At 47.4% G+C, this 23,902-nt stretch carries 25 protein-coding genes; 5 read left to right on the top strand and 20 right to left on the bottom strand.

Going from position 1 to position 23,902, the window contains the following annotated elements; all coding sequences use genetic code 11:
- Positions 1-14: 14 nt before the first annotated feature.
- The 5 genes from ACO5GU_RS01010 to ACO5GU_RS01030 form a co-directional block, all read right to left on the bottom strand.
- Positions 15-1,094 (bottom strand): PTS system mannose/fructose/sorbose family transporter subunit IID, encoded by a 1,080-nt coding sequence (locus ACO5GU_RS01010; RefSeq protein ID WP_475003603.1) that lies wholly within the window; start codon positions 1,092-1,094, stop codon positions 15-17.
- Positions 1,084-1,890, bottom strand: a complete 807-nt coding sequence (locus ACO5GU_RS01015; protein ID WP_012809150.1) for a PTS mannose/fructose/sorbose/N-acetylgalactosamine transporter subunit IIC — start codon at positions 1,888-1,890, stop codon at positions 1,084-1,086. The genes ACO5GU_RS01010 and ACO5GU_RS01015 overlap by 11 nt, the downstream gene beginning before the upstream one ends.
- Positions 1,891-2,028: 138 nt before the next feature.
- A complete protein-coding gene (agaV, locus tag ACO5GU_RS01020; protein ID WP_035427931.1) occupies positions 2,029-2,511 on the bottom strand; it encodes a PTS N-acetylgalactosamine transporter subunit IIB in 483 nt (160 codons plus the stop codon).
- A 95-nt stretch (positions 2,512-2,606) separates the two neighbouring features.
- Positions 2,607-2,897, bottom strand: coding sequence for a preprotein translocase subunit YajC (gene yajC / locus ACO5GU_RS01025; protein ID WP_035427932.1), 291 nt, complete (start codon positions 2,895-2,897; stop codon positions 2,607-2,609).
- Between the two features lie 33 nt (positions 2,898-2,930).
- Positions 2,931-3,371, bottom strand: a complete 441-nt coding sequence (locus tag ACO5GU_RS01030; RefSeq protein ID WP_484888053.1) for a PTS sugar transporter subunit IIA domain-containing protein — start codon at positions 3,369-3,371, stop codon at positions 2,931-2,933.
- A gap of 536 nt (positions 3,372-3,907) precedes the next feature.
- On the opposite strand from ACO5GU_RS01030, the gene ACO5GU_RS01035 reads away from it, so the two are divergent.
- Both ACO5GU_RS01035 and ACO5GU_RS01040 read left to right on the top strand, forming a co-directional pair.
- Positions 3,908-4,843: a 1-phosphofructokinase family hexose kinase gene (locus tag ACO5GU_RS01035; RefSeq protein ID WP_484929669.1), complete on the top strand. Its 936-nt coding sequence runs from the start codon at positions 3,908-3,910 to the stop codon at positions 4,841-4,843.
- A gap of 136 nt (positions 4,844-4,979) precedes the next feature.
- A complete protein-coding gene (locus ACO5GU_RS01040) occupies positions 4,980-5,831 on the top strand; it encodes a class II fructose-bisphosphate aldolase (protein ID WP_035434830.1) in 852 nt (283 codons plus the stop codon).
- 116 nt (positions 5,832-5,947) lie between these two features.
- Here ACO5GU_RS01040 and ACO5GU_RS01045 read toward each other — a convergent pair whose 3' ends face one another.
- On the bottom strand, positions 5,948-6,994 hold the full coding sequence (locus ACO5GU_RS01045; RefSeq protein WP_484929672.1) for a branched-chain amino acid aminotransferase: 1,047 nt from the start codon (positions 6,992-6,994) through the stop codon (positions 5,948-5,950).
- A 136-nt stretch (positions 6,995-7,130) separates the two neighbouring features.
- On the opposite strand from ACO5GU_RS01045, the gene ACO5GU_RS01050 reads away from it, so the two are divergent.
- Positions 7,131-7,490, top strand: coding sequence for a DUF488 domain-containing protein (locus ACO5GU_RS01050; protein ID WP_484846163.1), 360 nt, complete (start codon positions 7,131-7,133; stop codon positions 7,488-7,490).
- 19 nt (positions 7,491-7,509) lie between these two features.
- On the opposite strand, the gene murI is transcribed toward ACO5GU_RS01050, so the two are convergent.
- Complete coding sequence (murI, locus tag ACO5GU_RS01055) at positions 7,510-8,319, bottom strand: glutamate racemase (protein ID WP_484929674.1); 810 nt, start codon at positions 8,317-8,319, stop codon at positions 7,510-7,512.
- Between the two features lie 112 nt (positions 8,320-8,431).
- Here murI and ACO5GU_RS01060 point away from each other — a divergent pair, with 112 nt between their 5' ends.
- Entirely contained in the window at positions 8,432-8,860 is a 429-nt protein-coding gene (locus ACO5GU_RS01060) for an FKBP-type peptidyl-prolyl cis-trans isomerase (protein ID WP_035427939.1), read from the top strand.
- A 143-nt stretch (positions 8,861-9,003) separates the two neighbouring features.
- Here ACO5GU_RS01060 and ACO5GU_RS01065 read toward each other — a convergent pair whose 3' ends face one another.
- From ACO5GU_RS01065 to ACO5GU_RS01085, 5 genes are all read right to left on the bottom strand, one after another.
- Positions 9,004-10,245: a coiled-coil domain-containing protein gene (locus tag ACO5GU_RS01065; RefSeq protein ID WP_484868692.1), complete on the bottom strand. Its 1,242-nt coding sequence runs from the start codon at positions 10,243-10,245 to the stop codon at positions 9,004-9,006.
- Positions 10,246-10,401: 156 nt separating this feature from the next.
- Positions 10,402-11,463, bottom strand: coding sequence for a nucleoid-associated protein (locus tag ACO5GU_RS01070; RefSeq protein WP_484929676.1), 1,062 nt, complete (start codon positions 11,461-11,463; stop codon positions 10,402-10,404).
- A 42-nt stretch (positions 11,464-11,505) separates the two neighbouring features.
- Complete coding sequence (locus ACO5GU_RS01075) at positions 11,506-12,069, bottom strand: PTS sugar transporter subunit IIA (protein ID WP_035435711.1); 564 nt, start codon at positions 12,067-12,069, stop codon at positions 11,506-11,508.
- A gap of 135 nt (positions 12,070-12,204) precedes the next feature.
- Positions 12,205-14,310: an FtsX-like permease family protein gene (locus tag ACO5GU_RS01080; protein ID WP_484812523.1), complete on the bottom strand. Its 2,106-nt coding sequence runs from the start codon at positions 14,308-14,310 to the stop codon at positions 12,205-12,207.
- The gene (locus ACO5GU_RS01085) at positions 14,300-15,130 is read right to left on the bottom strand and encodes an ABC transporter ATP-binding protein (protein ID WP_484849347.1); all 831 of its coding nucleotides are present in this window, start codon (positions 15,128-15,130) and stop codon (positions 14,300-14,302) included. Before ACO5GU_RS01085 ends, ACO5GU_RS01080 begins: the two co-directional genes overlap by 11 nt.
- Positions 15,131-15,282: 152 nt before the next feature.
- On the opposite strand from ACO5GU_RS01085, the gene ACO5GU_RS01090 reads away from it, so the two are divergent.
- Positions 15,283-16,284 carry a GNAT family N-acetyltransferase gene (locus tag ACO5GU_RS01090; protein WP_484929679.1) on the top strand — a complete coding sequence of 334 codons (1,002 nt, stop codon included), beginning with the start codon at positions 15,283-15,285 and terminating at the stop codon, positions 16,282-16,284.
- On the opposite strand, the gene ACO5GU_RS01095 is transcribed toward ACO5GU_RS01090, so the two are convergent.
- The 8 genes from ACO5GU_RS01095 to ACO5GU_RS01130 form a co-directional block, all read right to left on the bottom strand.
- A complete protein-coding gene (locus ACO5GU_RS01095) occupies positions 16,270-16,518 on the bottom strand; it encodes a hypothetical protein (RefSeq protein WP_484929681.1) in 249 nt (82 codons plus the stop codon). The two genes, ACO5GU_RS01090 and ACO5GU_RS01095, sit on opposite strands and share 15 nt — an antisense overlap.
- Positions 16,515-17,555: a sensor histidine kinase gene (locus tag ACO5GU_RS01100; protein ID WP_484929683.1), complete on the bottom strand. Its 1,041-nt coding sequence runs from the start codon at positions 17,553-17,555 to the stop codon at positions 16,515-16,517. The genes ACO5GU_RS01095 and ACO5GU_RS01100 overlap by 4 nt, the downstream gene beginning before the upstream one ends.
- Before the next feature lie 6 nt (positions 17,556-17,561).
- On the bottom strand, positions 17,562-18,233 hold the full coding sequence (locus ACO5GU_RS01105) for a response regulator transcription factor (protein WP_484929685.1): 672 nt from the start codon (positions 18,231-18,233) through the stop codon (positions 17,562-17,564).
- 21 nt (positions 18,234-18,254) lie between these two features.
- Entirely contained in the window at positions 18,255-19,274 is a 1,020-nt protein-coding gene (locus ACO5GU_RS01110) for a TatD family hydrolase (RefSeq protein ID WP_484814363.1), read from the bottom strand.
- Complete coding sequence (gene rsmA, locus ACO5GU_RS01115) at positions 19,267-20,211, bottom strand: 16S rRNA (adenine(1518)-N(6)/adenine(1519)-N(6))-dimethyltransferase RsmA (protein ID WP_484929687.1); 945 nt, start codon at positions 20,209-20,211, stop codon at positions 19,267-19,269. Before rsmA ends, ACO5GU_RS01110 begins: the two co-directional genes overlap by 8 nt.
- 2 nt (positions 20,212-20,213) lie before the next feature.
- Entirely contained in the window at positions 20,214-21,824 is a 1,611-nt protein-coding gene (gene metG, locus ACO5GU_RS01120) for a methionine--tRNA ligase (RefSeq protein ID WP_484929689.1), read from the bottom strand.
- 79 nt (positions 21,825-21,903) lie between these two features.
- Complete coding sequence (gene rsmI / locus ACO5GU_RS01125) at positions 21,904-22,779, bottom strand: 16S rRNA (cytidine(1402)-2'-O)-methyltransferase (RefSeq protein ID WP_484929691.1); 876 nt, start codon at positions 22,777-22,779, stop codon at positions 21,904-21,906.
- A complete protein-coding gene (locus ACO5GU_RS01130; protein WP_035431958.1) occupies positions 22,779-23,819 on the bottom strand; it encodes a glycoside hydrolase family 5 protein in 1,041 nt (346 codons plus the stop codon). The genes rsmI and ACO5GU_RS01130 overlap by 1 nt, the downstream gene beginning before the upstream one ends.
- Between the last annotated feature and the right edge of the window lie 83 nt (positions 23,820-23,902).

The following is a 23,902-nucleotide window of genomic DNA, read 5'->3' on the forward strand; positions in this document are numbered from 1 at the left end:
CCCGTCACACTTACTTAACCCCAAATATATGGGAGAACGCCAAAGCCAGAACCAAGAAGTGCAATTACCAGAAGCAGGCAGATGCACATAATTGGAGTCCAGTTACGCTTTGCCATGAGGTAGTACAGACAAAGGGTAAGAGCCAGTGGGATAAGCTTTGGGCAAACGCCGTCGAGGATCTTCTGGATGTCAATGGAGACAGGAGAAGTGACTTCCTCGCCAACAGTTACCAGGTTAACACCGTTGCCGACTGGAGCAATAGCAGTAGTGCCGTCCTTGCCATCAGCAGTCTTGCCGCCGATGAACTTAACGGACTCAGGATTCTTCTTGTAGTCAGAATAAGAACCCTCAGCAAAGAGTGCCTTGTCATACTGACCAGAAGCAAGCTGCTCGTCAGAAAGAGTTACCTGAGAAAGAACAACACTGTGTGTCTCACCGTTAGGAATGTTTGCGCCAGCGCCAAGCTTGGTTCCACCGTAGCAGACAACCAGGCAGCCAACAACAAAAACACCCAGGATAGAAGCAGCACGAGTGAACTCTTTTGCGTTCTCGGTAAGCAGGGTAATTGCGTCAGTACCCATCTTGTAAGAAAGGTTCATCAGCCAATAACGTACAGCAAACTGTGCGATGTTGAAGATGATAAGGAACAAGAATGGTGCAAAGACATTGCCGGAAATTGCCATGTTAGAGGTAATACCAGCAGTAATTGGAACAAGGGTGAACCAGAACAGTGCGTCACCAATGCCGCCCAGAGGACCCATTGCAGAAACGCGGACTGCACGAATGGTTGGGATATCCAGCTTGTTCTGCTCAAGGGAGAGAACAATACCCATAACAAAAGTGACCAAGAATGGGTGGGTATTGTAGAACTCAAGGTTGTGACTCATGGAAGCAGCAAGGTCATCCTTGTTGTCGCCGTGAATCTTCTCAAGACCAGGGAGGATACCGTAGAGCCAACCAGCTGCCTGCATTCTCTCGTAGTTGAAGGAAGCCTGCAGGAACAGGGAGCGCCATACCATCTTGTTGAGCGTCTTCTGATCAAGTGGCTCAGCAGGAGTGGTGTTCTGATAGGTATCAGGAATATTAAATGCCATCTTCGAAGTCACCTCCAGCAACAACAGCAGGAGCAGCATTCTTCATCTTGGTCTGGAGCTGGTAATCCCAGAATGCGATACCAAAGCCGATGAGAGCAAGAAGCAGAAGTGCTGGACCAGAGAGCTCAGGAATGCTGATAAATACGATTGCAGCTGCAAAGCCCATGAGGAAGAAGCCCCAAAGCTCGCGAGAAACCATAACCTTCAGCAGGATTGCAAAGCCGACGAAGCGCATCATGCCACCAGCGACGGACAGTGCATTCATGAGCCACTTTGGAATTGCAGTGGTGATCTGAGTGCCAAATGCAGCACCACCCAGGAAGAACAGGGTAACAATGACACCAAAGAAAAGACCAAGGGCAGCCATTGCGCCGTAGTTAATACGAGCAATTCCCTTAGGATCGGCCTTCTCGGCGTATGCATCAGCAGTTGCCATTACAGGGGACATAATGGTAAAGATGATGGTTACTGCGTACTGACCAAGCAGAGAGAATGGAATTGCTGCAGCTACAGCGGCCATTGGCTCAAGCTTAGTAGTGATTGCAAAGACTGCAGACATAATGCCGCCGATAACAGCGTTAGGTGGCTGAGCACCACCAACAGGCATGTTGCCGATGGTCATAAGCTGATAAGTACCACCAACAATGAGACCAGTCTGAACGTCACCAAGAATCAAACCAACCAAAAAACCAGTTACGATTGGCTGGTAAAGAGACTCGAGGAAACTAAACTGATCGATGCCAGCGATAAACGCAACGATGAAAATTAATAACACCTGAATAGGGCTAACATCCATCTTAACTCCTCCTTTCAAACACACCATAACTACCGATGACGATGATCGGCAGACTATCCGAATACCTTTGCCAACCTGCTAGAAACGTTGCGCCATTGCAACTTTTTGTAATCTCTACCAGGAAGTTGCGCGCAAAACTTACTCGAATAGCTTTGAGATATCCTCGACCGGGGTCGTAGGAACACGCCTAATCTCTAGAGTCACCCCCAATTCCTGAAGCTCACGAAAGGCAGCGACGTCCTTATCGTCTACCGCCACACTTGTGGCGACCTGTCGCTTTCCCTCAGCCATGTGCATATTGCCGATGTTCACTTTTTTAATTGGAACACCGCCCTTAACCAGAGTGAGGACATCCTCTGGATTCTCGGCAACAAGGAAAATGTGCTGGCTTGCTGAAGCCTTGTGGATAACATCGATAGTTTTCTGGAGCGTAAAGTACCTGGTTGCAACACCGTTTGGTGCAGCCATATCCATGAGGCCCTGGCGCATCTTATTGCCTGCGACCTCGTCATTAGCAACAAGGATAAGATTTGTTCCAAGGGTACCGTTCCACTGAGTAGCAACCTGACCATGAATCAAACGATTATCGATTCGAGCAAGCTTGATATCTGGTTCTCCCATAACAAGTTCTCCTCTCTTTGCACGCACACTTGTGCGTGCTATCTGCGATTTTCATCGCACTACTCGCAACTTGCGCTGCGTGTTTTACTGCAAATTTATTTATTGTTGGAAACGCTGATTAACGCCCAACGATCCAACGTGATGACCACATTTGGAGCAAACTCAACATCTACTGTTTCTTTTTTGACGTTTTTAACTACGCCATACATTCCGCTATTAGTCTTAACTTTCTGACCTGCATGAAGATTCTTCAGAAACTCTGAAGTTGTTCCCGCCTTTTTAGAAGAGGCTCTCCAAACGAAGAAGGAATAAATAAGGCCCAAAATTACCAAGAACGCGAGAAGAACAATGGATGAAGCAAGAATGTTCTCTGCTAGATTTGCCATGTGCATCTCCTTAACTCAACAACAAAACGCTACTTAAATACCATCGTCTCCGAAGATGTCATCTTCTGGCTCAACCTCAAGCTCAAGACGCTTATGAACAACTCCCTGGCTACCAGCTAAAACAGCAGTATCAACCAGCTCTTCAAGAGAGGTATCTGCCATGCGACTACCAAGTGTTTCAAGAAGCATAGGAAGGTTTGTACCGGTAACAACTTCTACGTTTGAATAACTCTGAGCAATAATCATTGACTGATTAAAAGGTGTTCCGCCAAGCAGATCGCAGAAAACCAGCACACCGTCAGTAGTGTCAAGAAGATCGGAAATTGTTGCAGCAAGAGTTTCTGGGAACGTTGCAGCACCGGCTTCAATAAAAGGAACGGGAACAAAAGCTTCTTGCTCACCAGCAATCATCTTTAAAGCATCAGCAAGACCGTTTGCAAAAGTTCCATGACCAGTTAAAACGCAACCTACCATGTCAAACTCCTTTCAAAGAGTTGGAAACTATCTGGGGAGCTACGCGGAAAATGAGGGGTGTTGAAGCTTCTCTCTAAGTGGTAGATACCAGATAACAACCTAACATAAGTATAGTCTAGTGAGCATCTTGAGATGTGTACGTTAACAATCGACGGCTTAACGGTACTATTTTTACCGTAAACGGTACACACGTTGTTATTTTCGCAGGTAGATATATGGATAAATTGTGATGATGCACTAAAAATTTAGAGCTATTCTTGAAAAATTAGAAGTTCTTATAACGTGCCTTTATACGTAATAAATGTAGTAAACAACCCTAAAATCCTGCTAAAATACGGCGAGAAAATAAAATTGGTATTAAGAAATTATGTACTGGTATCTTTTTTTATAACATCTAAAGAAAAGTTTCTTGATGGCGCTTTGGTTAAATAGATTTAATCCAATTTCATTTGCAGTGGCGCTGTTCCATAGTGTTTCTTGCCCCTGCTTTCCTCTGAGCACTTTGTGTGCACTGTCTTTTAGACGAGGTGATATGCGTGATTGTTACCGTAACACTCAATGCATCCATTGATAAGGCGTACTACTTGGACTCTCCTGTTGTAGATGGAACGGTACACAGAGTCTCGGTAGTAGATAACAGTGCGGGCGGCAAGGGTCTTAACGCCTCACGAGCCATTACAACTCTTAACTACCCCGTTTGTGCCACAGGATTTGTTGGCGGTAATAACGGAAGATACCTTGTTGAGCTGGCTCATAAAGATGGTATTACCAGCGATTTTATTTACACTGAGCAAGAAACCCGCTCATGCATTAATATCCTGGAGCCAAACGGGCAATCAACTGAATTCTTAGAGCCTGGACAGCCTGTACTTCCTGAAGAATTCCTTGCTTTCAAGGCAAAGCTTGTCCAGCTTACCAAAGAAGCCGAAGTTGTTACCTTTAATGGCAGTGTTCCCAAGGGCATTTCTGCCGAAAATTACAAAGAACTTATTGAAGAGACCATGGCTGCGGGCGTGCCTTGCATCGTAGACGCATCAGGTACACTACTCACCTCCTGTATTGATGCCCTTCCTACCATGATCAAACCAAACACCGATGAAATTGGTCAACTTCTAGGAAGAGAAGTAACTACAGAAGACCAGGTCATTGAGGCAGCTCAAGAGCTGCACAAACGCGGCATTAAAATTGTAATTGTATCACTTGGTGCAAAAGGTGCGCTCATGGTTTCTGATGAAGGAACTTTTAGAGCAAATCCTCCAAAAATTGAAGCTATCAATCCTGTTGGTGCAGGAGATACCCTTGTTGGCTCATTTGCTGTTGCACTTGCTCAGAAAAAGCCAACTTCAGCGTGTCTTACCTTTGCGCTGTCATGCGCTACTGCAAGTTGCCTATCTGCGGGCACCGGTCGCTTTGATCAGGATATTGCAACTAAGATTCATAAGCAGGTCGCAATCAAGAAGATTGCTGAATAAGATGAAGCAAGACGGGTTTCTCGCCAAAGGTTACAAAGACAAAACTATTTCTAGAAAAGTTACGTAACAGAGTAAGAGAAACGTTACAATTTTTTTCAGTCAATCAAAGAGCCCTTTAGGGCGAAAGGAGCAATAGATGTTCGTTACTACTAAGCAGATGCTTCTTGACGCACAGGCTGGCCATTATGCTGTTGGCGCCTTTAACGTTGAGAACCTTGAGTTTGTAATGGCTGTTGTTAGGGCAGCAGAAGAGCGCCGCTCCCCTGTTATTCTTCAGACCACTCCTGGCACCATCAAGTACGCAAGCCTTGATTACTTTGCTGCCATGGTTCGTTGTGCTGCTGAAGAGGCAACTGTTCCTGTTGCTCTTCACCTAGATCACGGTGACGGCTTTGACCGCTGCATCCAGGCAGCTCGTGCCGGTTACACCTCCGTCATGATTGACGGCTCTCACGTTCCATTTGAGGACAATATTGCACTTACCGCATCCGTAACCAAGTTTGCTGGTCCTATCAACCTTCCTGTTGAGGCAGAGCTTGGCAAAGTTGGCGGCAAAGAGGACGACGGCCCAGCTGTTGAGGGCGAGAACCCCTACACTGATCCAGACCAGGCTGAGGAGTTTGTCGCTCGCACTAACTGCACTTCTCTCGCAGTTGGCGTTGGTACCGCTCACGGCGTCTACCACGGCACTCCTCACATTGAGCAGGGCGTCCTCAAGGCAATCCGTCAGCGCCTTGATATTCCTCTGGTTCTTCACGGTACTTCTGGCGTTCCAGATGACCAGGTAGCAGAGGCAATTCAGAACGGTATTTGCAAGGTTAACTACGCAACCGAGCTCCGCCAGGTCTTTACCGCAGCCTTCATGAAGTACATGTCAGAAAACCCTGGCAACTTTGATCCAAAGAAGCCTTCCGTTCCTGGTATGGAAGCAATCACTCAGATTGTCGCAAGCCACATGGATAACCTGGGCTCTTCCCACAAGGCATAAGCGTCAAGGCATAGCCGTCGCACGTATCCTGCTTTTACAGATAAAAACAAGGCGAGAAGATCGATTGATCTTCTCGCCTTTGTGTTAAAAGCAAAGCGCTATTGAAAACACAAGCCTTAGCAAATCTTGCAAATCCAGTCTGCCTCTGGAGCCTCAATCTCGCCAGACTGAATGCTGGTCAGCGTGTTGCGGAGCTTAGACATAACTGGTCCAACAGCCTCCATACCAACGCCAAAAACAATCTCTTTCTGTCCGTCAACAACTTTGCCAACAGGAGAAATAACAGCAGCAGTACCGCACATGCCGCACTCAACAAACTGGTCAAGCTCGTCAAAGCGAACAGGACGCTCAACAACCTTCATGCCCAGCAGGTCTTTAGCAACCGTTGCCAAAGAGCGACGGGTAATAGAAGGCAAAATGGAGTCAGTGTAAGACTGTGGAATAACCAGGGTTCCCTCTTTATCAACAAAGAGGAAGTTTGCGCCACTGGACTCCTCAACATAGGTACGAGAGCCAGAGTCAAGATACATACTGTCTGCAAAGCCCTGCTCATGTGCCCAGGTAGTTGGGTACAGAGACATGGCGTAGTTAAGGCCAGCCTTGATGTTACCGGTTCCGTGAGGAGCGGCGCGGTCATAAGGAGAAACGGTCAGTGCAACAGGAGCAACGCCGTTGGAGTAATAAGCTCCAACTGGAGTGACCATAATGCGGAACTCATAGGTAGGAGATGGCTTAACACCAACAGTATTTCCGGTACCAATCATAAAGGGACGAACATACAGCGTAGCGCCTGTGCCAAATGGTGGAACCCATGCTGCGTTTGCAAAAACAACCTCTTTAACAGCAGCAACAAATCTATCCTCAGGAAATGGTGGCATGACAAGACGAGATGCAGAGTTAACCATACGCTGAGCGTTAAGGTTTGGACGGAAGCAGACAATATCGCCAGAGACTGTGGTGTAAGCTTTTAAACCCTCAAAAACTTCCTGGCAATAATGGAAGATGTTTGCGCACTCAGACAGTGTAATGCTGTGGTCGGTGGTAAGGCCACCCTCATCCCAAGCACCGTCTTTGTAGTGGGCAACATAGCTGTAGTCACACTGCGTATATGCGAAGCCAAGCGCTGTCCAATCGATGTCTTTCTTCTCCACTGAGTTTGCCATGGCTTTCCTTTCTCCGTGGGTTTTAAAGAATGAACTTCATCATAAACATGCGGATATGAATACCTAGTCCTATTAAATAGTTTGTAACCGAATAGATATTTTGCGGTATAACGTACATGAGCTGAAGGGAGCAAAAATGAATATCAACCTTAAGAGGACTTACGATGCGCCAGAAGCTGACGATGGGTATCGCGTGCTGGTAGATAGACTGTGGCCTCGTGGTATCAAAAAAGAGAACCTACACGCTGATGAATGGGCTAAAACCATTGCTCCTACTACTGAGTGCAGAAAAGCATTCAACCACGATCCAGAGCGCTTTGATAGCTTTGTGTCTACCTATACAGCTGAACTTGACAGCAATCCTGACGCAGATGCCTTTGTCGAACAGCTTAAAAAGCTTGATCAATCTACCGTAACACTGCTTTTCTCGGACAAAGACACTACGTACAACAACGCAGTAGTGCTCAAAAAGTGGCTTGAGACTAAGCTTAAGTAATACGCTTACCCAGCCACGCTTACATATCTTGCGAGAAAAACTCCTGGTAGAACTCCAATTCTTCAGGAGTATCTATGCTTGATGAGAATAAAATATCAGGCTCTACGACGCTATTGTTCTTGTCAGCAGCGACATCTGCAGAAGCAAGTAGGTTTTTCTGCTCAAGCAAACGCTTAAGCTGATGAGCAGCACCTGCACCACCATCAAAAAATTCTACGTCTCCTAAAACGGAGCTAATTTGCTTTTTGATAAAGGGATAATGGGTGCAACCAAGAACCACAGCATCTACCTGACCAGCATAGTCTCCCAAAAGCTCAGTCAGGCGGCTATGCATCTGCTCTGAATCAGCCTGACCAGATTCGATAAGCTCCACCAGGCCTTCTCCTGGAATAGAGATGACCTTTGCAGAAGGATGTAGGCGCGACTCAAGATTGTGATACTTCTGCAAAGAGAGCGTTGCTTTTGTAGCCAGAACAACCACTGTTCCATGAGGATATGCAGTTACTGCAGGCTTAAGAGCTGGCTCAACACCCACAATAGGTACATGAGGATAGGTTGCCCTCAGCTCGTCTGCAGCAGCAGCTGTAGCAGTATTACAAGCTATAACCAGCGCTTTAGCACCCTCATCAATAAACTTTTTAGCAATAGCACTAGAGCGCTGGGCAATCTGCGCTTTTGGTTTAGTACCATAAGGAGCAAATGCAGAATCGCCAAAATAATGAAATTCCTCGTGAGGCATTTGGGCAACAAGGTGTTTAAGCACACTCATGCCACCAACGCCCGAGTCAAATACACCAATAAAATTATGAGGAGCTAAGCGAGCTTCCATTACATACCTTTCAAACTGAATGTAAAGTATTTTATACCTTTATCATTCAAAGGTTGATTTGCGTCACTCTTGGGTAGAATGCCAAAGATATGTTTTTAACGATTGGAGTTTCATGAGCAACGAAGGTAAAAAGGTAAAGGTCCACTACGTAGGCACTCTTGATGATGGAACTAAGTTTGACTCCTCCCGTGATCGCAACGAACCACTGGCATTTACCTGCATGGCTGGTCAGATGATCCCTGGTTTTGATGAGGCTGTCAAAGATATGACCGTTGGCCAGATTGTTGACGTCCACATTCCAGCAGCAGAGGCATATGGTGAGCGCCATGAGGAGGCAGTGCAGCCTGTTCCCGTAGCTCAGCTTCCTGGCTCTGAGAATCTTGTTGCAGGTCAGCAGGTTACTCTGGGCACTCCTGAGGGATACCCTGTTATGGCAACCGTTGTCTCTAACGACGGCACCACTATCGTCTTTGACACCAACCATCCAATGGCTGGTAAAGACCTTAACTTCAACATTGAGCTTCTCGAGGTTGAAGAGTAATCCACTCCCCCTGTATAGGGCGAGAAGGGCGTAGGTGCTTCTGGCATCTGCGCCCTTCCTTTTTGCGTCAAAGAGACATCAAAAAGAGCTTGGTTGCATGCAACCAAGCTCTTTTACATAACAAGTTATGAGGGGCCAATGCCTTAGCTTAGGACAACGCCGCCAAGCCAGCCCCACCTTGGAGTACTCAAAGCACCAAGCTGAGAAATCCAAGAACTCAAGCTCTGGCTTCTTACAATACCAGAGAGGCAGTGCCTGACCATGCCGCCACCAATGTAGATGCCAACGTGGCCGTAAATCAGAGCTGCAGCAGAACCACCAAGGGTTGGAACAGCAATAATCATGCCAGGCTCAATAGCGCTCTGATCAGTAGAGTAGCACCAGGAATAGTACATATCACAAGCGTTGCCATAGAAGGTGCCAACGCCTGCGTTTGAGAAGACATTGGAAACCCAAGCAGCACAGAAGCCAGCACCGGTAGATCCGGTATAGCCTGCAGCATTAACAACTGCAGCGGCAGAACCGGAACCAGCAGAAGAGGTTCCTCCGCCGCCGCCACCGCCATAGTAGCTACTACCACCACCGCTGTCGCTTGATGCAGCAGCACGTTGAGCAGCAACACGCTCTGCCTCCTGCTGAGCAGCAAGAAGTTCAGAATCACGCTGGGCAATAAGCTCTTTGACATTGTCATCAAGATTTGCAACAACGTTTGCTGCGTCTGCCTGACGAGCAGAAATGTCATTAAGCTGAGACTCCTGAGAAGCACGGAGATTCTCAAGCTCAGCCTTCTTATTCTCTAGCTCGGTCTTCTCGGACTGAAGAGCAGCCTTATCAGACTCAAGAGCGGCCTTCAGGTTCTTAACTTCCTCAATCATCTTCTGATCGGACTCAGAAATCTTGTCGAGGTAGTAAATGTTAGAAGTGAGCTCCTCAAAGCTTGCAGAAGAAAGAATCATCTCCAAAGCACCAGCTGGGCCAGCCTTGTAGTTGCTGGACATACGAGCGCCAAGTTCTTTTCTCTTCTCGGCAATCTGAGCTTCCTTTTCAGAAATCTCTTTCTGCTTAGCATCAATCTGATTCTGCTTATCTGCAATCTGATCAGAAATAGCGCCAATCTGAGAGTTAGTGTCATTGAGGCTTGCTTGCATGTTGGAGACTTCATTAGAAATCTCATCGAGTAGCTTCTGAGCAGCATCGTAATCGCTACGAGCAGCATCAATCTGAGCCTGGGTAACACCAAAAGCAGGACGGGTGTTGATTAGGGATGCAGTAACGGCAGCGGCAGCAATGCCCATGCCGGCAAAAATCTTAAGAGCATCACGACGATTGAAAAGAGCAGCGCTCTGCTCCTCAATGGTGGTGCTTTGCTGTTTCTTTAAACTCATAAGGGTCTCCTAGAACGTTTAGTAGTACGGTGTGACCTTTGAGAGACTATTCTACCCGAGATACACGATGATATTCAAAAAGATACGTAATTTACAAACTCTCCGAAACAAATTTCGGGGAGTTTTGGCTCTAAATTGTGAGGTCAGAGATAGGATTTAGCGGTTTTCAATATGTGCAACATTTTTTATTGATATGGTAATCCTACCGTCAGACTCGTGAGAAAATTCTAGGTAACCTGGACGATCCGTTAGGTTTGAGGGGAATGAAATCTCAATTCCTGTATCAGTGCGAATCTTATGATTCTTTGCAATTCTGTTAGCAACACCGCGTTTAACAGGAACTTCTTCAGGGAGCTCTCTGCTTGCCACCTGAGCCTCGTACTTTTCCTGAATCTCAGGACGCTCCTCAAAGATGCGCTTACCAACCTTGATAGGATCAACTACCTCTTCTACCTCTGCTGCTTCTGCAACGGCAGCCTTGGCACGAGACACCTCAACGGCAGGCTCAAGACCATATTCTTCTGCCAAGTCTTGAACAATAACAGTTACCTCGCCAATAACTTCATGACTAGAAGCCTCCGATGAGCACTCAAGGAAGAGTTCTGGGATGATGAACTTTCCCTCTCCCGCTACAGAGCGATCATGATCATGAAAATCAATAGCGCAAGTGTCCAGATCAATGACTGCATACGAATCAACTTTTTGCGTAGGAGAAGGCAGTGTTGCATCTTGGCGCAAAATCTCATTTGCAGAACCGTTTACGTCATGAATAAAGGCCTGCTTACGCGGAAGAAGCACAATGGCAAAAAGACGTCTTCCCTCGCCCTCAAATGCCTCAGCCTGAGCGTCCTCATCGTCTGCAGCAGCACTAGCAAGCGCCTGGCCAGCATCGGTATCAAGGTAGTCCGCCACAAGTAGATCGCACTGCTCAACGTCATCAGCACGACGAAGCTCTTCCCAGAACCACTGGGCAATCTGATGAGAAAACTCTACAAACTCAACGTCTCCGTGAGCATACTCCTGAAGACCTCCAGCAAAATTGCTGGTAGGAGCAAACTCTCCGTGCCTGGACTCTGGATTTGCCGTAATTTTACGCAGTCTACGCTGTACGTACGACTTTGTCTGACGATCCTCTAAATCCAGAGTAGATTGAGAAAAGTATTTAGTTCCCGTCTCAAAATCAAAGACGTGAAGAATTGCCTTAGTAACTCTAAGCATGTAAAACCTCGTTTATTGCAGATGTTTTGCTGGCGAGAAACCCTAGTGCTTGACGCACATCAGAGGATCGCCAATCTTAACCAGTGGACGACCACCAATCAGTGTTCCAGACTCGCCAATCAGATCAATGCGCTCATACTGGTCTGCATTAACAACGGTAACAACTACAACGTTCTCATATCCTGCTTCTTCAATGGCAGCAGCATCAAATGAAATCAGTGGAGTACCGGCCTTGACCTCATCGTTAGCGTGAACGTAACGGGTAAAGCCCTTGCCGTTCATCTCGATAGTGCCAACACCAATGTGAATCAAAATCTCAATACCAGTGTCTGTGGTAAGGCCAATTGAGTGATTGGTTACGTTAGTTGCGGTAACGCGAGCATTGCAAGGAGCATAGACGCAATCAAGGCCAACAGGCAAAATGCCATAGCCCTGGCCAAAGAGACCGCTTGAGATTACCTCATCGTGAACCTCTTGTACGCTTACCAGGACACCAGAAACCGGTGCATAGATAGTGTCTTCCCTGGTAGCAAATGTAGCCTTCTGAGGCTGCTCTGTTCCGTTAGAAGGAACAAACACATTTTTAACCTTTGACCAAAGACCCATGATGCCTCCTTGAGTATGTGCTCTGCACAGATACCATCTGACATAACGTTTCTATTTTACCTAAGCGAGAAGGACGAATGCTCCACAGAGGAACATCCGTCCTTCTTTCACGAATTTACAACACGGCGACGCAACTTACTGCATTCTCTTGGCACCTCTAAAGATGATCGAACGTGCAGCAAAAAAGGTAACCAGGAAGTATCCGCCATACAAAGCAGCTACTACTGCAACCACTCCACCAATGCTGCTAGCTACATCAAAGTTGCCAATCGACTTAATGACAGAAACCATAATGGACATCGCACAAGTAGCGTGCGCAGCTGCCATAAGCAGTGGGAACAGGAAGTACACACCAATCTGAACAAAGAGTGCGCGACTTGCAAGGCCCTTCTCGGCACCAAGTTCTGCAAGAACTTGATACGCACGAGCGTTGTCCGATGCCTCGGAGAGCTGCTGAAGTGCCAGAATAGCGGCGCACGCAATGAAGAGTACCAGGCCAATGTACAGCGCCAGATACGTCACAATACCAGAGAATCCAGCAGTCGATTGAATGTACTCGGAAGCGGTGACCACAAGCATTAAAGAATAAGGATCGGAATCGCTACCAGTTACGGCACCATCACCAAAGTACTGCTTAATTTGACCCTGGAACTGCGTTTCAGAAGCATCGCCTGGGGTTTGATAGTTGCCTAAGATATATGAGTTGGTCAAAACGGTGCTTGAAGGGAAACTTTGATCAGCAACAACCACAATTCCAAATGCGGGCATAAGAGCAGGTCCGCCTTGTGTTTGCGCAATGTCGAGTGTTCCGCCAACAGCATGAAGTTTGTGACCCTCAATGGTGAGTTCAGGATTATTAGCAAGAGAATCCTGCCAGTATTTTGTGAGATTAGTATCAAGCGTCCAAACCATATAGCCGTTTGTACCAAAGTCAACAGGCTCAAGCCCAGATGCAACGCGCAGTTTGTTGTACTGAGAAGCTCGCATCAAAGTTACGTTTTTCTGCGCAGGATCTTCCTGGCCACTATAGCCGGTAAAGTAATCACTAAAGCGCTTGCCTGTTACAGCATCAATAGAACTATACGTAAAACTAGGCGTTGTTGGATCACTTTGAGCAAAGTATGTATCTACCTGGAAGGCATTTTTGATAGTTTTATCCCACTCTGGATCAAGCTTCTGCACTACAGAGAGATAGTCATATGAATCCGCTGGGCCAGGAGTATAACTGCGCTCTGAGCCTGGATTGATTGATACAGAAACATCGTACGTTTTAAGCTTGGAGAAACTGACGTTCAAAGAGTCAACAAGCGAGAAACCCGTACCAAGTCCACAAACTGCCACAAAGAGCATGGCGCAGACTAAAGAGATGGAAACCCAAGCAGTATTAACGCGGGCATTAAACTGACGCAGGATAAATGAGTGAAGACCCTTGTAGTAGAAGCCCTTCTGCATCTGCATGAATCTGAGCAAAAAACCAGAGATTGAGAAGAAAAAGAGTGCTGTGCCCACAGATACCAAAGCAGTAGCCATGGCAAACTCGTCATCTATCTGTTTTAAACCATTGTGCTGAAGCAGGATATAGGAATAAGCAATGATTCCAAGAGAGGTCAAGAAGAGCAGCACTGAGACAGTAAGATTCCTTACCTTGACGGTCTGAGTTACTTTGTCTGCGTTAAGAAGGTCAATAAGCTTATAGCGGGACACCGTGGTGACGTTAAAAATCAGTGCAACCACAAACATGACCACAAAGTAAATAACCGTTTGAATCAACGCAGCTTGCGAGAAGACAAATTTGAATGAATCAAGAGTTGTGTTGAACATGTGGGCCGTTGCAAACATCATAAATTGAGAGATAAAAATACCTGCAACAAGGCCAACTACCAGGGCGAGAAAACCAACAAACAGTGTCTCAATACTCATAATCTTAGAGACATTTCTCTTGGTCATGCCCAGTATCTGATACATACCAAATTCTTTTTTCCTACGACGAATCAGAAATTGATTAGCGTAGACAACAAGAAATCCCATAATAACGGCAAGAAAAACGCTTACTCCAGAGATGGTATTACTTAAGAGCTGAACAATGCGTCTCTGATCTTCAGAAAGATTCAACACCATAGATTGTTGAGTAATTGAATTGAAGGAATAAAATAGTGCAACGCCTACTGCCAATGTCAGAAAGTAAATGCTGAAATCGCGCAGTGATTTCTTGACGTTACCAAGCGCGATTTTACTGTACATCAGCACCCTCTCCTCCCAGGAATGAAACAACGTCCATAATCTGGTCAAAGAACTGCTTGCGGGGTTTCTCACCACGAACAATCTCATTAAAGATGCGGCCATCCTTAATGAAAATGACGCGATGAGCATAAGAAGCTGCATATGAATCGTGAGTAACCATAGCAATGGTTGCACCGTTACGATTGAGGTTCTCAAGGCTTTCAAGGAGCGTGCGGGCGTTCTTTGAGTCAAGTGCGCCGGTTGGCTCGTCTGCAAGGACCAGCGAAGGGTTGGTAACAATTGCTCGGGCTGCGGCAACACGCTGGCGCTGACCACCGGACATCTCGTAAGGGAACTTATCAAGCACCTCAGAAATCTGAAGCAGCTTGGCAACGTTTTCAACGCGCTCCAAAACTTCCTGTGCACGGACGTGACCAATGGTTAAAGAGAGCGCGATATTCTCACGAGCAGTAAGGCTATCAAGCAAGTTTGCGTCCTGGAAAATAAAGCCTAAGCGGTCGCGTCTAAAGGCAGAAAGCTCTGCGCCGCGTAGTCTGGAAAGCTCTTGGTCATCAATAAAGATGTGGCCCGCAGATGCCTGATCAATGGTAGAGATGCAGTTCAAAAGTGTAGTTTTGCCAGAACCGGAAGGACCCATGATAGCGATAAACTCACCGCGAGCTACAGAAAGATTAATGCCGTCCAGCGCCTTAGTGACATTTCCACGAGTTCCATAGTACTTCTCGAGGTTTTGGCAAACCAAGACGGTGTGAGGGGTAAGTGCTGAAGATTGTCCAGCCACAACAGTTGGCTGAGTTGGAGTTACTTGAGTAGCTGCCATGTTGCGTCCTTTCGTTGGGAGCGAGTAAATCTTGAGATATATACTCCCGCACTACCGTTTACGTTGCCATCGATTGACCTTACGGAAACCTTACGCTTTTCTCACTTTGATGTGTCAAAATATCACTATCAAGCATACGGGAGGGGCATGCTATGCAGTTAGTAATTAAAAGATTTGGGCAGCTTACCGCTAAAGAGTTATATCAAATTCTTTCTCTAAGAGCAGAAACGTTTATTGTTGATCAGCAGATTATGTACAACGATCTTGATAACGTTGATCAAGTTTCTACCCATGTCTTTTATCAGGATACTGACTCGGTAGCTGCATATTTACGCATCATTGATACAGGACAGTCATACAACTCCCCTCTTATTGGGCGCGTATGTGTCAGCAACAAAGGCGCCGGCATTGGCTCAAAGCTGCTGCACGATACCCTCGATTACCTGGCACAAGAAAGTAGTGCTTCCAAGGTGTTAGTTGAGTCGCAACTCAAAGCTCAGCCCTTCTATGAGCGAGCTGGATTTACGCAGGTATCTTCTAAGGTGCTTGATCACTTTGGCGTCCTCCACCATGTGCTCTCTCTTGACCTTGATGCATATCGTCAGACGAGAAACACAATTAATATTGATGACGTGCACGTTTCAATCCGACCGCTTGAAACAGCCGATTTGCGCACACTGCAGAAGCTTAGCGTTGAGACATTTGTAGACACTTTTATTGACTCAAATACAGCAGATGATTTAGCAAGTTGCATTGACTCGCTCTACAACACAGAAAAGCTTACCCGTGAGCTTGCTGCTAAACACTCATATTTCTATTTTGTTGAGGTAGAAGGTCAAGTAGCTGGTTACCTGAAGCTCAATACGCGTTATGAGCAAACCGAGGGTCAGCGCGATGACTCGCTTGAAATTGAACGCCTGTATATCCTTCCGCGTTACAAAGGCCTACACCTTGGATCAAAGCTCATGAAATTTGCCCTTGATTTAGCAAAAGAGAAGGGTAAGAAGCGCGTGTGGCTGGGTGTTTGGGAACACAATGAGCCTGCTAAGGCATTTTATTCACATTGGGGATTCAAGCGTTTTAGTCAGCATACCTTCCCAGTAGGAAGCGATCCTCAAACGGATGAATTGTGGGAGCTTCTAATTGAGAACTAACGCAATTGCTGCTAAAAGGCTCATAGCCAAAAGTGCATAGGTGATTACTTTTCTTTCTCTTAATTTGACTATCCTAAAAATTTGCAAGAGGAAGATAGAGACAAAAATGCATGCATTTATCTGCTGTGGATAAGGGAATACTTCTGGATAAAAATGAATTGCTGTATTCAGTACGAGCAAAGCAGCTACGATGTAGTCTGCTTTGCTCGTACTTTCATTATTAATTAGTTTCATTTTAAATCCGTAAAAGACTGGTTGAACGTAATAGAAAAGGTTGAACCTTTACCAATTGTACTGCTCACAGCCAGCTTAAGGCCCATCTTATTACAGAGTTCATAGCAGAGATAGAGACCCATACCGGTAGATTTTGCGTACTTGCGACCATTTTGACCGGTAAAACCCTTATCAAAAATACGGGCAAGATCCTCTTCAGGAATACCGATGCCATTATCCTTAATGAAGAGAGTGGTTGAAGTAGTTCCCTCACGTGGCTCTGAGACAGAGACAGAAATCCAAACGTTCTTCTCGCCAGGTGAAAGCTCTGGATTTGAATACTTTGCAGCGTTAATGAGGAGCTGTCGCAAAATAAACTCAAGCCACTTTGGGTCAGCCTTGACCACGTGGGCCAAGTCATCAAAATGCGGAGATACACCAGCGTCAATGAAGACGCGTGCGTTGTTTTTAAGAGCATCTTTTACGATGGACTGCAAATTGACGTCTCGAATAGAAAAATCTCGATCTACAGATGCGCTGCGTGCATAAAAGAGCGCCTGCTCTACCAGAGTTTCAATCTTGGTAAGTTGCGTTTGTACATCATCCATAGGTAGTGATGGATTATTCTGAGCAACCAAATGAGCTGCAGCAATGGGAGTCTTAATCTCATGCACCCACATCTCAATGTACTCGCGATATTCCTTTGATCGCATATGCTCATCAGCAAGCTGATCCATCATAGACTTGGACATGCTTGAAAGCGCGTCCCTAAAAAGCTTTTCCTCCAGCGTTGAAGGTGTGTCCAGCATGGTAGGAACCAGATAGCTCTCTTTATCAGTTGCCGCCAAATTCTCAGCAAGCTGCTGGTAGAACCAACGACGATGAAAATAATCGGCTAGAAGTGCCGCCACTCCTACTACCCACAAGACCAAGATACAGTAGGCAATAGCAAACGCGTTAAGTCCAACGCCCTTAAGCATAAAGCCAATTAACGTGCTGCTAGCTATAAGCGCAAGAAAAAAGATAGTCCGATTTTTTAGATACTTAAAAAACGTCATGACAGCCTACTCAATAACGTAGCCAAGTCCGCGGCGTGTCATCACAAAGTCCTCAACGCCAATGCTTGCAAGAGTATTTCTGAGGTGGCTAATGTTGACCGTCAACGTATTGTCATCAACAAACTCGTCCGACTGCCACAGCTCCTCTTGAATACGCTGGCGAGAAACAACCGTTCCCACATTTTGCATCAAAAGTGAAAGTATCCTAAGCTCGTTTTTAGTCAGCTCAACGCTCTTCTGATTTGCAGAAACTTTGCAGGAAGAAGAATCAAGTGTCACGCCTGCATGTGAAAGCTTTGTTCCTGTTGTGACATCGCTATTTGCACGCCTCAAAACCGAGGTTATGTGCATAAGCAAAATCTGAGTGTTATAGGGCTTGGCGATAAAATCGTCCGCTCCTAACGAAAGCACCATGAGCTCATCAAGGTCAGTATTTCTGCTGGTAACTACAATGATGGGAACGTTTGAGAGCTGTCGTACTTCTCGACAAATCTGTTGTCCGTCAATACCTGGGAGGTTAAGGTCCAACAGAACCAGGTCTGGATGAGCAGCAACAATTTGTTGAGGTGCAGACTCAAAAGACGTGAGAGCCTGGGCCTCAAAGCCGTTTCTTTGTAGCAGGAGCACCAACTCTTGCTGAATCTGATGGTCATCCTCTACTACCAGGATTTTTGTCATATGTGCTCACCTCCTACTGTGCTATGCAAGTCCTACAAAGCGCTGGGCGTTTTCCCACAGTATGGTATACGTCTTCTCTTTGGGGATATCAAGTCGCTGCCAACGAAGCTCCGCCAAGCGCTCAACCGTGTGCACCACCATCGCTGGCGTACACTCCCCTCCACGTAAAGGCTCTGGTGCCATGTAGGGGAAATCAGTCTCTGAGAGCAGTTGTGCCTCTGGGCAGGAAATCATTGCAGCTCGAATATCATCTGAGCGCTTAAAGGTTGCTGCGCCACCAAAGGCCACGAAGCAACCAAGATCTGCAAAGGGCTTCATGATCTCAGGACCATCGGTGTAGCAATGCAGGTCACAGCCAGCCTTAGGCACTCCCATACGGTTCAAAATTTCAAGCGCCAAATCATGAGCATGTGTATCATCAGCACCATCACGTAGGTGTAATTCAACGCGTTGATTATGCTCGTGTGCAATGGAGAGCTGGCGCTCAAATACTTGGCGCTGGACCTCTTCTGAAACCTCGCAGTACGGTCCAAAATCAAGGCCAATCTCTCCCACGCCAACACAAAGAGGATACTCAAGCAACTCAAACAAGCGCTGTTCAGCTTCTTGGTTGTAGTCTGGTGCACTATACGGATGTGCACCAACTACAAAATACGTGTGCTCAAACAAATACTCTGCAGGTAAATCGCAGGGTATGCAGAGATTTGCCTCAGCCAGCTTTGTATAAGCAGCGCGAGCCTTGTTCAAAGTATCCTCAAACCATGCAATAAAAGCGCTGGTATCTGCCCACTTACGAGGGAACTCCGTTGCAATGTCTACGGGCACAATAAGCATGCGAACGCCCGCTGCTGCTGCTCGTGCAAGAGACTCTGCAGCGCTGTACTCGTGAAGACTGCCCAAATGACCATGGGTATCGGCAACAGGCGCCAAAACAAGCGGTGTCGGCCGAGGCGTACCGTAAATATCGTGGAATAACTGACCGTCAGAAAACGAAAGTGCTTCCACTTCTTCTGCTGGTAGATGATGCTTTTTCTTACTCACTCAAAGGCTCCAAAGCAGCCGCAAGACAAATAAAGTCTTGGCTGGTCAAAACTTCTGCACGCGCCGTAGGCGCAATTCCTGTGGCGAGAAACGCCTGGTCTAGCTTGTCTTTATCAAAACCAGAAGCACTCATTGAATTACGAATGGTCTTTCTACGCTGTGCAAAGGCGGCGTCAATGACCCTCATGGTATGCAAGAGCTCTTCCTCAGAAAGAAGCTTGGAGGTCACCGGGTTTCTCGCCTGGGTGCGATCAAGACGGACCACAGCAGAGTTGACGCGTGGTGGAGGCATAAAGTTGCCAGGACCCACTTCAAATCTGCCAGTAACCTGCGCAAATAAAGACAACTTTGCAGTGTAAGCGCCATATGCCTTGGTAGAAGGCTTGGCAGCAATTCTGTCGGCTACCTCAGCCTGCACCATGACTACCGCTCGCTCAAGTGAAGGAAGCTCCTGGAAGAACTTAAGGATCAGCGTAGCTGCCACCTGATACGGCAGATTAGATACAAACTTAGTTGGCATCGGGGCAACCGGGATTGCGCTCTGAGTAACGGCAGGAAGTGCACCGTAGGCATCGGCAAGCTTCTGCGGCGTGATTGCCAGAGCATCTCCCATAACCAGCGCAAACGAGTCTGGATGAGGCTCTTTGCAGGTTACCGCCAAGACTTGCTCCAGCTCAGAGTCTGCTTCAAGCGAGCAAACCGCACGGGCGTTGTCGAGCAAGGCCACCGTAAGGGTACCCAAACCGGGCCCAACCTCAACAATCACGTCAGTAGGCTGAACCTCAGCAAGCTGAACGATCTTCTCGATAACGTGTTCTTGTACCAGGAAGTTTTGGCCCAGCCTATATTTGGTGGCAAGGCCAAAACGTTCCAGCGTTTCTTTAGTGGCGCGCTGATTGGCAAGCCACGATGTTTGATGCGATGCGTGCTCCACCACGATTACTTGCTTGCAAGACGTGGGAACAGAGCGTCTCCCTTAGAGACAGCCAGGCCGCCCTGAAGCTTGCCCCATACGCACTCGCTGCGGGTATCTGTGGAGTTAATCTCTGCCTCATCAAGGCTCATACGGCGCAGGACCTCTGCAGACGTAGTAGGCATAAATGGCATAAAGAGATGTGCGCAAATGCGGATAGACTCAAGCAGCGTATAGATAATCTCTGCAAGCTCTGATGCGCGCTCAGGGTCTTTTGCTACCGTCCAAGGAGCAGCGTCTTCAATGTAGTGGTTAGCTGCATGGACAAGCTCCATGATGATGTTCTTAGCGCCCACGTAGTCCATCTTCTCCATGCAAGCGGCGTAGCGGTCATAGATGCCCTCAGCTAGCTTGCGCAGTGGATGGTCTGCAGCAACAGAAGAACCATCAAAGGTTGGGGTGACACCCTCAAAGTACTTATCGCTCATGTTAAGGGCGCGAGAAACCAAGTTACCCCAGCTATTTGCCAGGTCGGCGTTATAGACCTGCTCCATGCGCTCGAAGGAAATGCCCGAGTCCTCACCAGGGGTGACATCGGTCATGAAGTAATAGCGGTAGCCCTCAACACCCAGAAGATCCAAAACATCCTTAGGTGCAATAGCGTTTCCGCGAGATTTGCTCATCTTCTCAACAACGCCGGTCTCAGAGTTACGGACGTTAAGGAAGCCGTGAGCAAAAATGTGCTCAGGCACAGCCTCACCAAGAGCCATAAGCATTGCAGGCCAAATGACGCAGTGGAAGCGGATGATGTCCTTACCAACAACGTGCATTTGAGCTGGCCAGAAACGCTTTCTCATGGCAGCAGCCTCTGGACTATCATCACCATAGCCAACAGCGGTGTAGTAGTTAAGAAGAGCATCAAACCAGACGTAGGTTACGTGAGACTCATCAAAAGGAACTGGAACACCCCAGTCAAAACTGGTACGGGATACAGAAATATCCTGAAGACCAGACTCAACAAAGCTGCGAACCTCGTTGGCGCGGAAATCTGGCTCAATGAAATCTGGGTGCTTAGCATAGAGCTCAAGCAGTTTATCCTGGAATGCAGAGAGCTTGAAGAACCAAGACTCCTCAGAGACACGCTCAAGCTCACGATGGCAATCTGGGCAGAGATGTGCGTCCTTGCAACCAGCCTCTTCATCTGCCTTCTCTACCTGAGTCTCGGTGAAGAAGGTCTCCTCGTGGATGCAATACCAACCATCGTAAGATCCCTTATAGATGAAGCCAGCCTCACGCATGCGCTCCCACAGATACTGGACTGCTTTTACGTGGCGCTCATCGGTGGTACGGATAAAGTCGTCATATGAGATATTCAGCTCTTCATAGAGTCCCTTGAAGAAAGGAACCTGCGAGTCACACCATGCCTGTGGAGACAAACCGTGATCAGCTGCAGCAAGAGCGACCTTCTCGCCATGCTCGTCCATACCGGTGAGGAAAAATACATCGTAACCAGCAGCGCGTCTAAAGCGAGCCTGGATATCGCAAAGCAGGGTGCAGTACGCAGTTCCCAGGTGTGGCTTTGCGTTGACGTAATAAATTGGGGTGGTAATAAAGTATGACGGCTTGGCCTCGGGCATAATGACTCCCTTTGTGTAAGTTGCAATAACTTATCCAGTATAGAGCAAATGCTGGGCGTTCTTTGTGTTGGTATGGTGATTATGCCTTGTGAGCAAGAATTGCCTGGTATGCCTCGTCACGCGCAATACCAAACTTCTGAGCAAGCTCCTTGGCCAGGGCTGATTTTCTAGTACCACCAGCAAGACCAGCCTCTATTGCATCTTCAAGCGAGAGCTGAGACTCTCCTTCTGCCTGCAATGATGCAGAGGCAAGCTCTTCATCTGTGGGAGCCGCGATAACCAAAACACACTCGCCTTTGAGGTTTTCTTTTGCAGCAAGTGTCTCAACAAGGCAAGGAGCCACGTCACGAATCACTTCTTCATGCAGCTTAGTAAGCTCTCTGACAAGAGCCACCTGCCTGGTTGGAAACACCTCGGCTATGGCCTCGACCGTTGCGAGCACCCTAAACGGAGACTCATACAGCACAATAGTGCCAGGAATTTGCGCAAGCTGCTGCAAGCGCTGAACAATCTGCCCGTGTTTTCTGGGCAAGAATCCTTCAAAGAAGAAATGCTCACTTGCTAGGCCCGATGCAACAAGCGCACAGGTTACCGCAGAAGGACCCGGAATAACTTCCGTTGCAAGTCCTTCTGAAAGCGCCGCATCAACCAAATGCTGACCCGGGTCAGAGATGCCTGGCATGCCGGCATCTGACACAAACGCAACACGCTGACCCGCGCGAAGCCTCTCAAGCGTTGGCTCAATTTGCGACTCAATAATATTTTGATCACAGCGCTGTAGCGGTACATGAATGTCAAACGCCGAGAGGAGCTTTGAGGTCACGCGCGTGTCCTCACATAAAATGACATCTGCTGCTGCAAGCGTTTCTTTAACGCGCGCTGACGCGTCCGAAAGGTTACCAATAGGCGTGCCCACAATAGACAGTTTACCTGCTAAAAGAGTAGATTCTGTCATTACTCGAGCATTCCCCTCTCAAACGTTGCAAGCGCAACGCGTGCGTCCCATGCAGCCAAAAATGCGGAGGTCTTCCAGGTCTGGAAGAACCATGCAGGACACGTATTGTACACTTTGAGCTGGCCGGAAGTGTAAATGCGCTCAAGTGCAATTCTTCCCTCTGCCGTCATAGCGCCGTCAATGCTTGGAAGTGATGCTGACCACTTACCCACCATGACCGGCAGACCGCCTGAAGCAGAAGTCTTCAAATACGCTTCGTTTTTATCAATAAGCTGCTGTACACCGCGAGGACCTGAGCAATCAATTCCCTCGCAGGGTTTATCAAGGTGTGCATCAAGCCAAACGTTTTGATAGGCCTGCTGGCTCATAAAACGCCTAAATCCCTGAGGCCAGCCACCATCTGGAAGAATGACCACAGGCTCTTCTCCCGCCACAGATCTAATGGTCTCATAAGCACGGCGATAATAGTTTCTAAGCGAGTGACCAGGAATACCATCTGTGAGCTTAAAGCCCCTGCGCACACGAGGCTTAACCTCATCGGCTACCTCAATGCCATAAAAACCGCTGCGGTGAGCATAGTGAAGAGCAAGTTTATGCAGAATAGAAAGCGACTTCTCCCCAGAAATTCTCGTGCGCGGAGCACCACCTGGCTGGTCATTCAAGCCATCAGGCAAACCTGGATTTACTGCCAGTACAAAAATAACGTGCAGGCCAAGTTCTTCTGCCCATTCAAGAGCTCTATCAAGCTCGGTAATGCAGCTAACATATGGAGTCCCCGCAGCTTCTTCATCAAAAACGTACCAAGGCACAGAAATTCTTACCGCATTAAAACCACGAGCGGCAATGCTGACAAAGTCAGAACTCTGAATAAATGAAGAACGATGCGCTTTAACAAGATTGTGGTAGTCCTCAACGCCCAGCGCTTTAATGAGCTGAGCCTCATCAACGCACCCTGTGCGTGCAAACGGCTCAGGAGTTACCCACGGTTCAAGCGTAAGCCAACCAGTTAAATTGACACCTCGCAACGCTCCGTGAGCCATGAAATTCCACCTCGCCAAAAGATAAAACCTCTACATACGTAGAGTATACCCATCGAGGTTACGTTGCTCGCACGAGCTTTAAA

This window comes from Lancefieldella sp. (assembly GCF_057237245.1).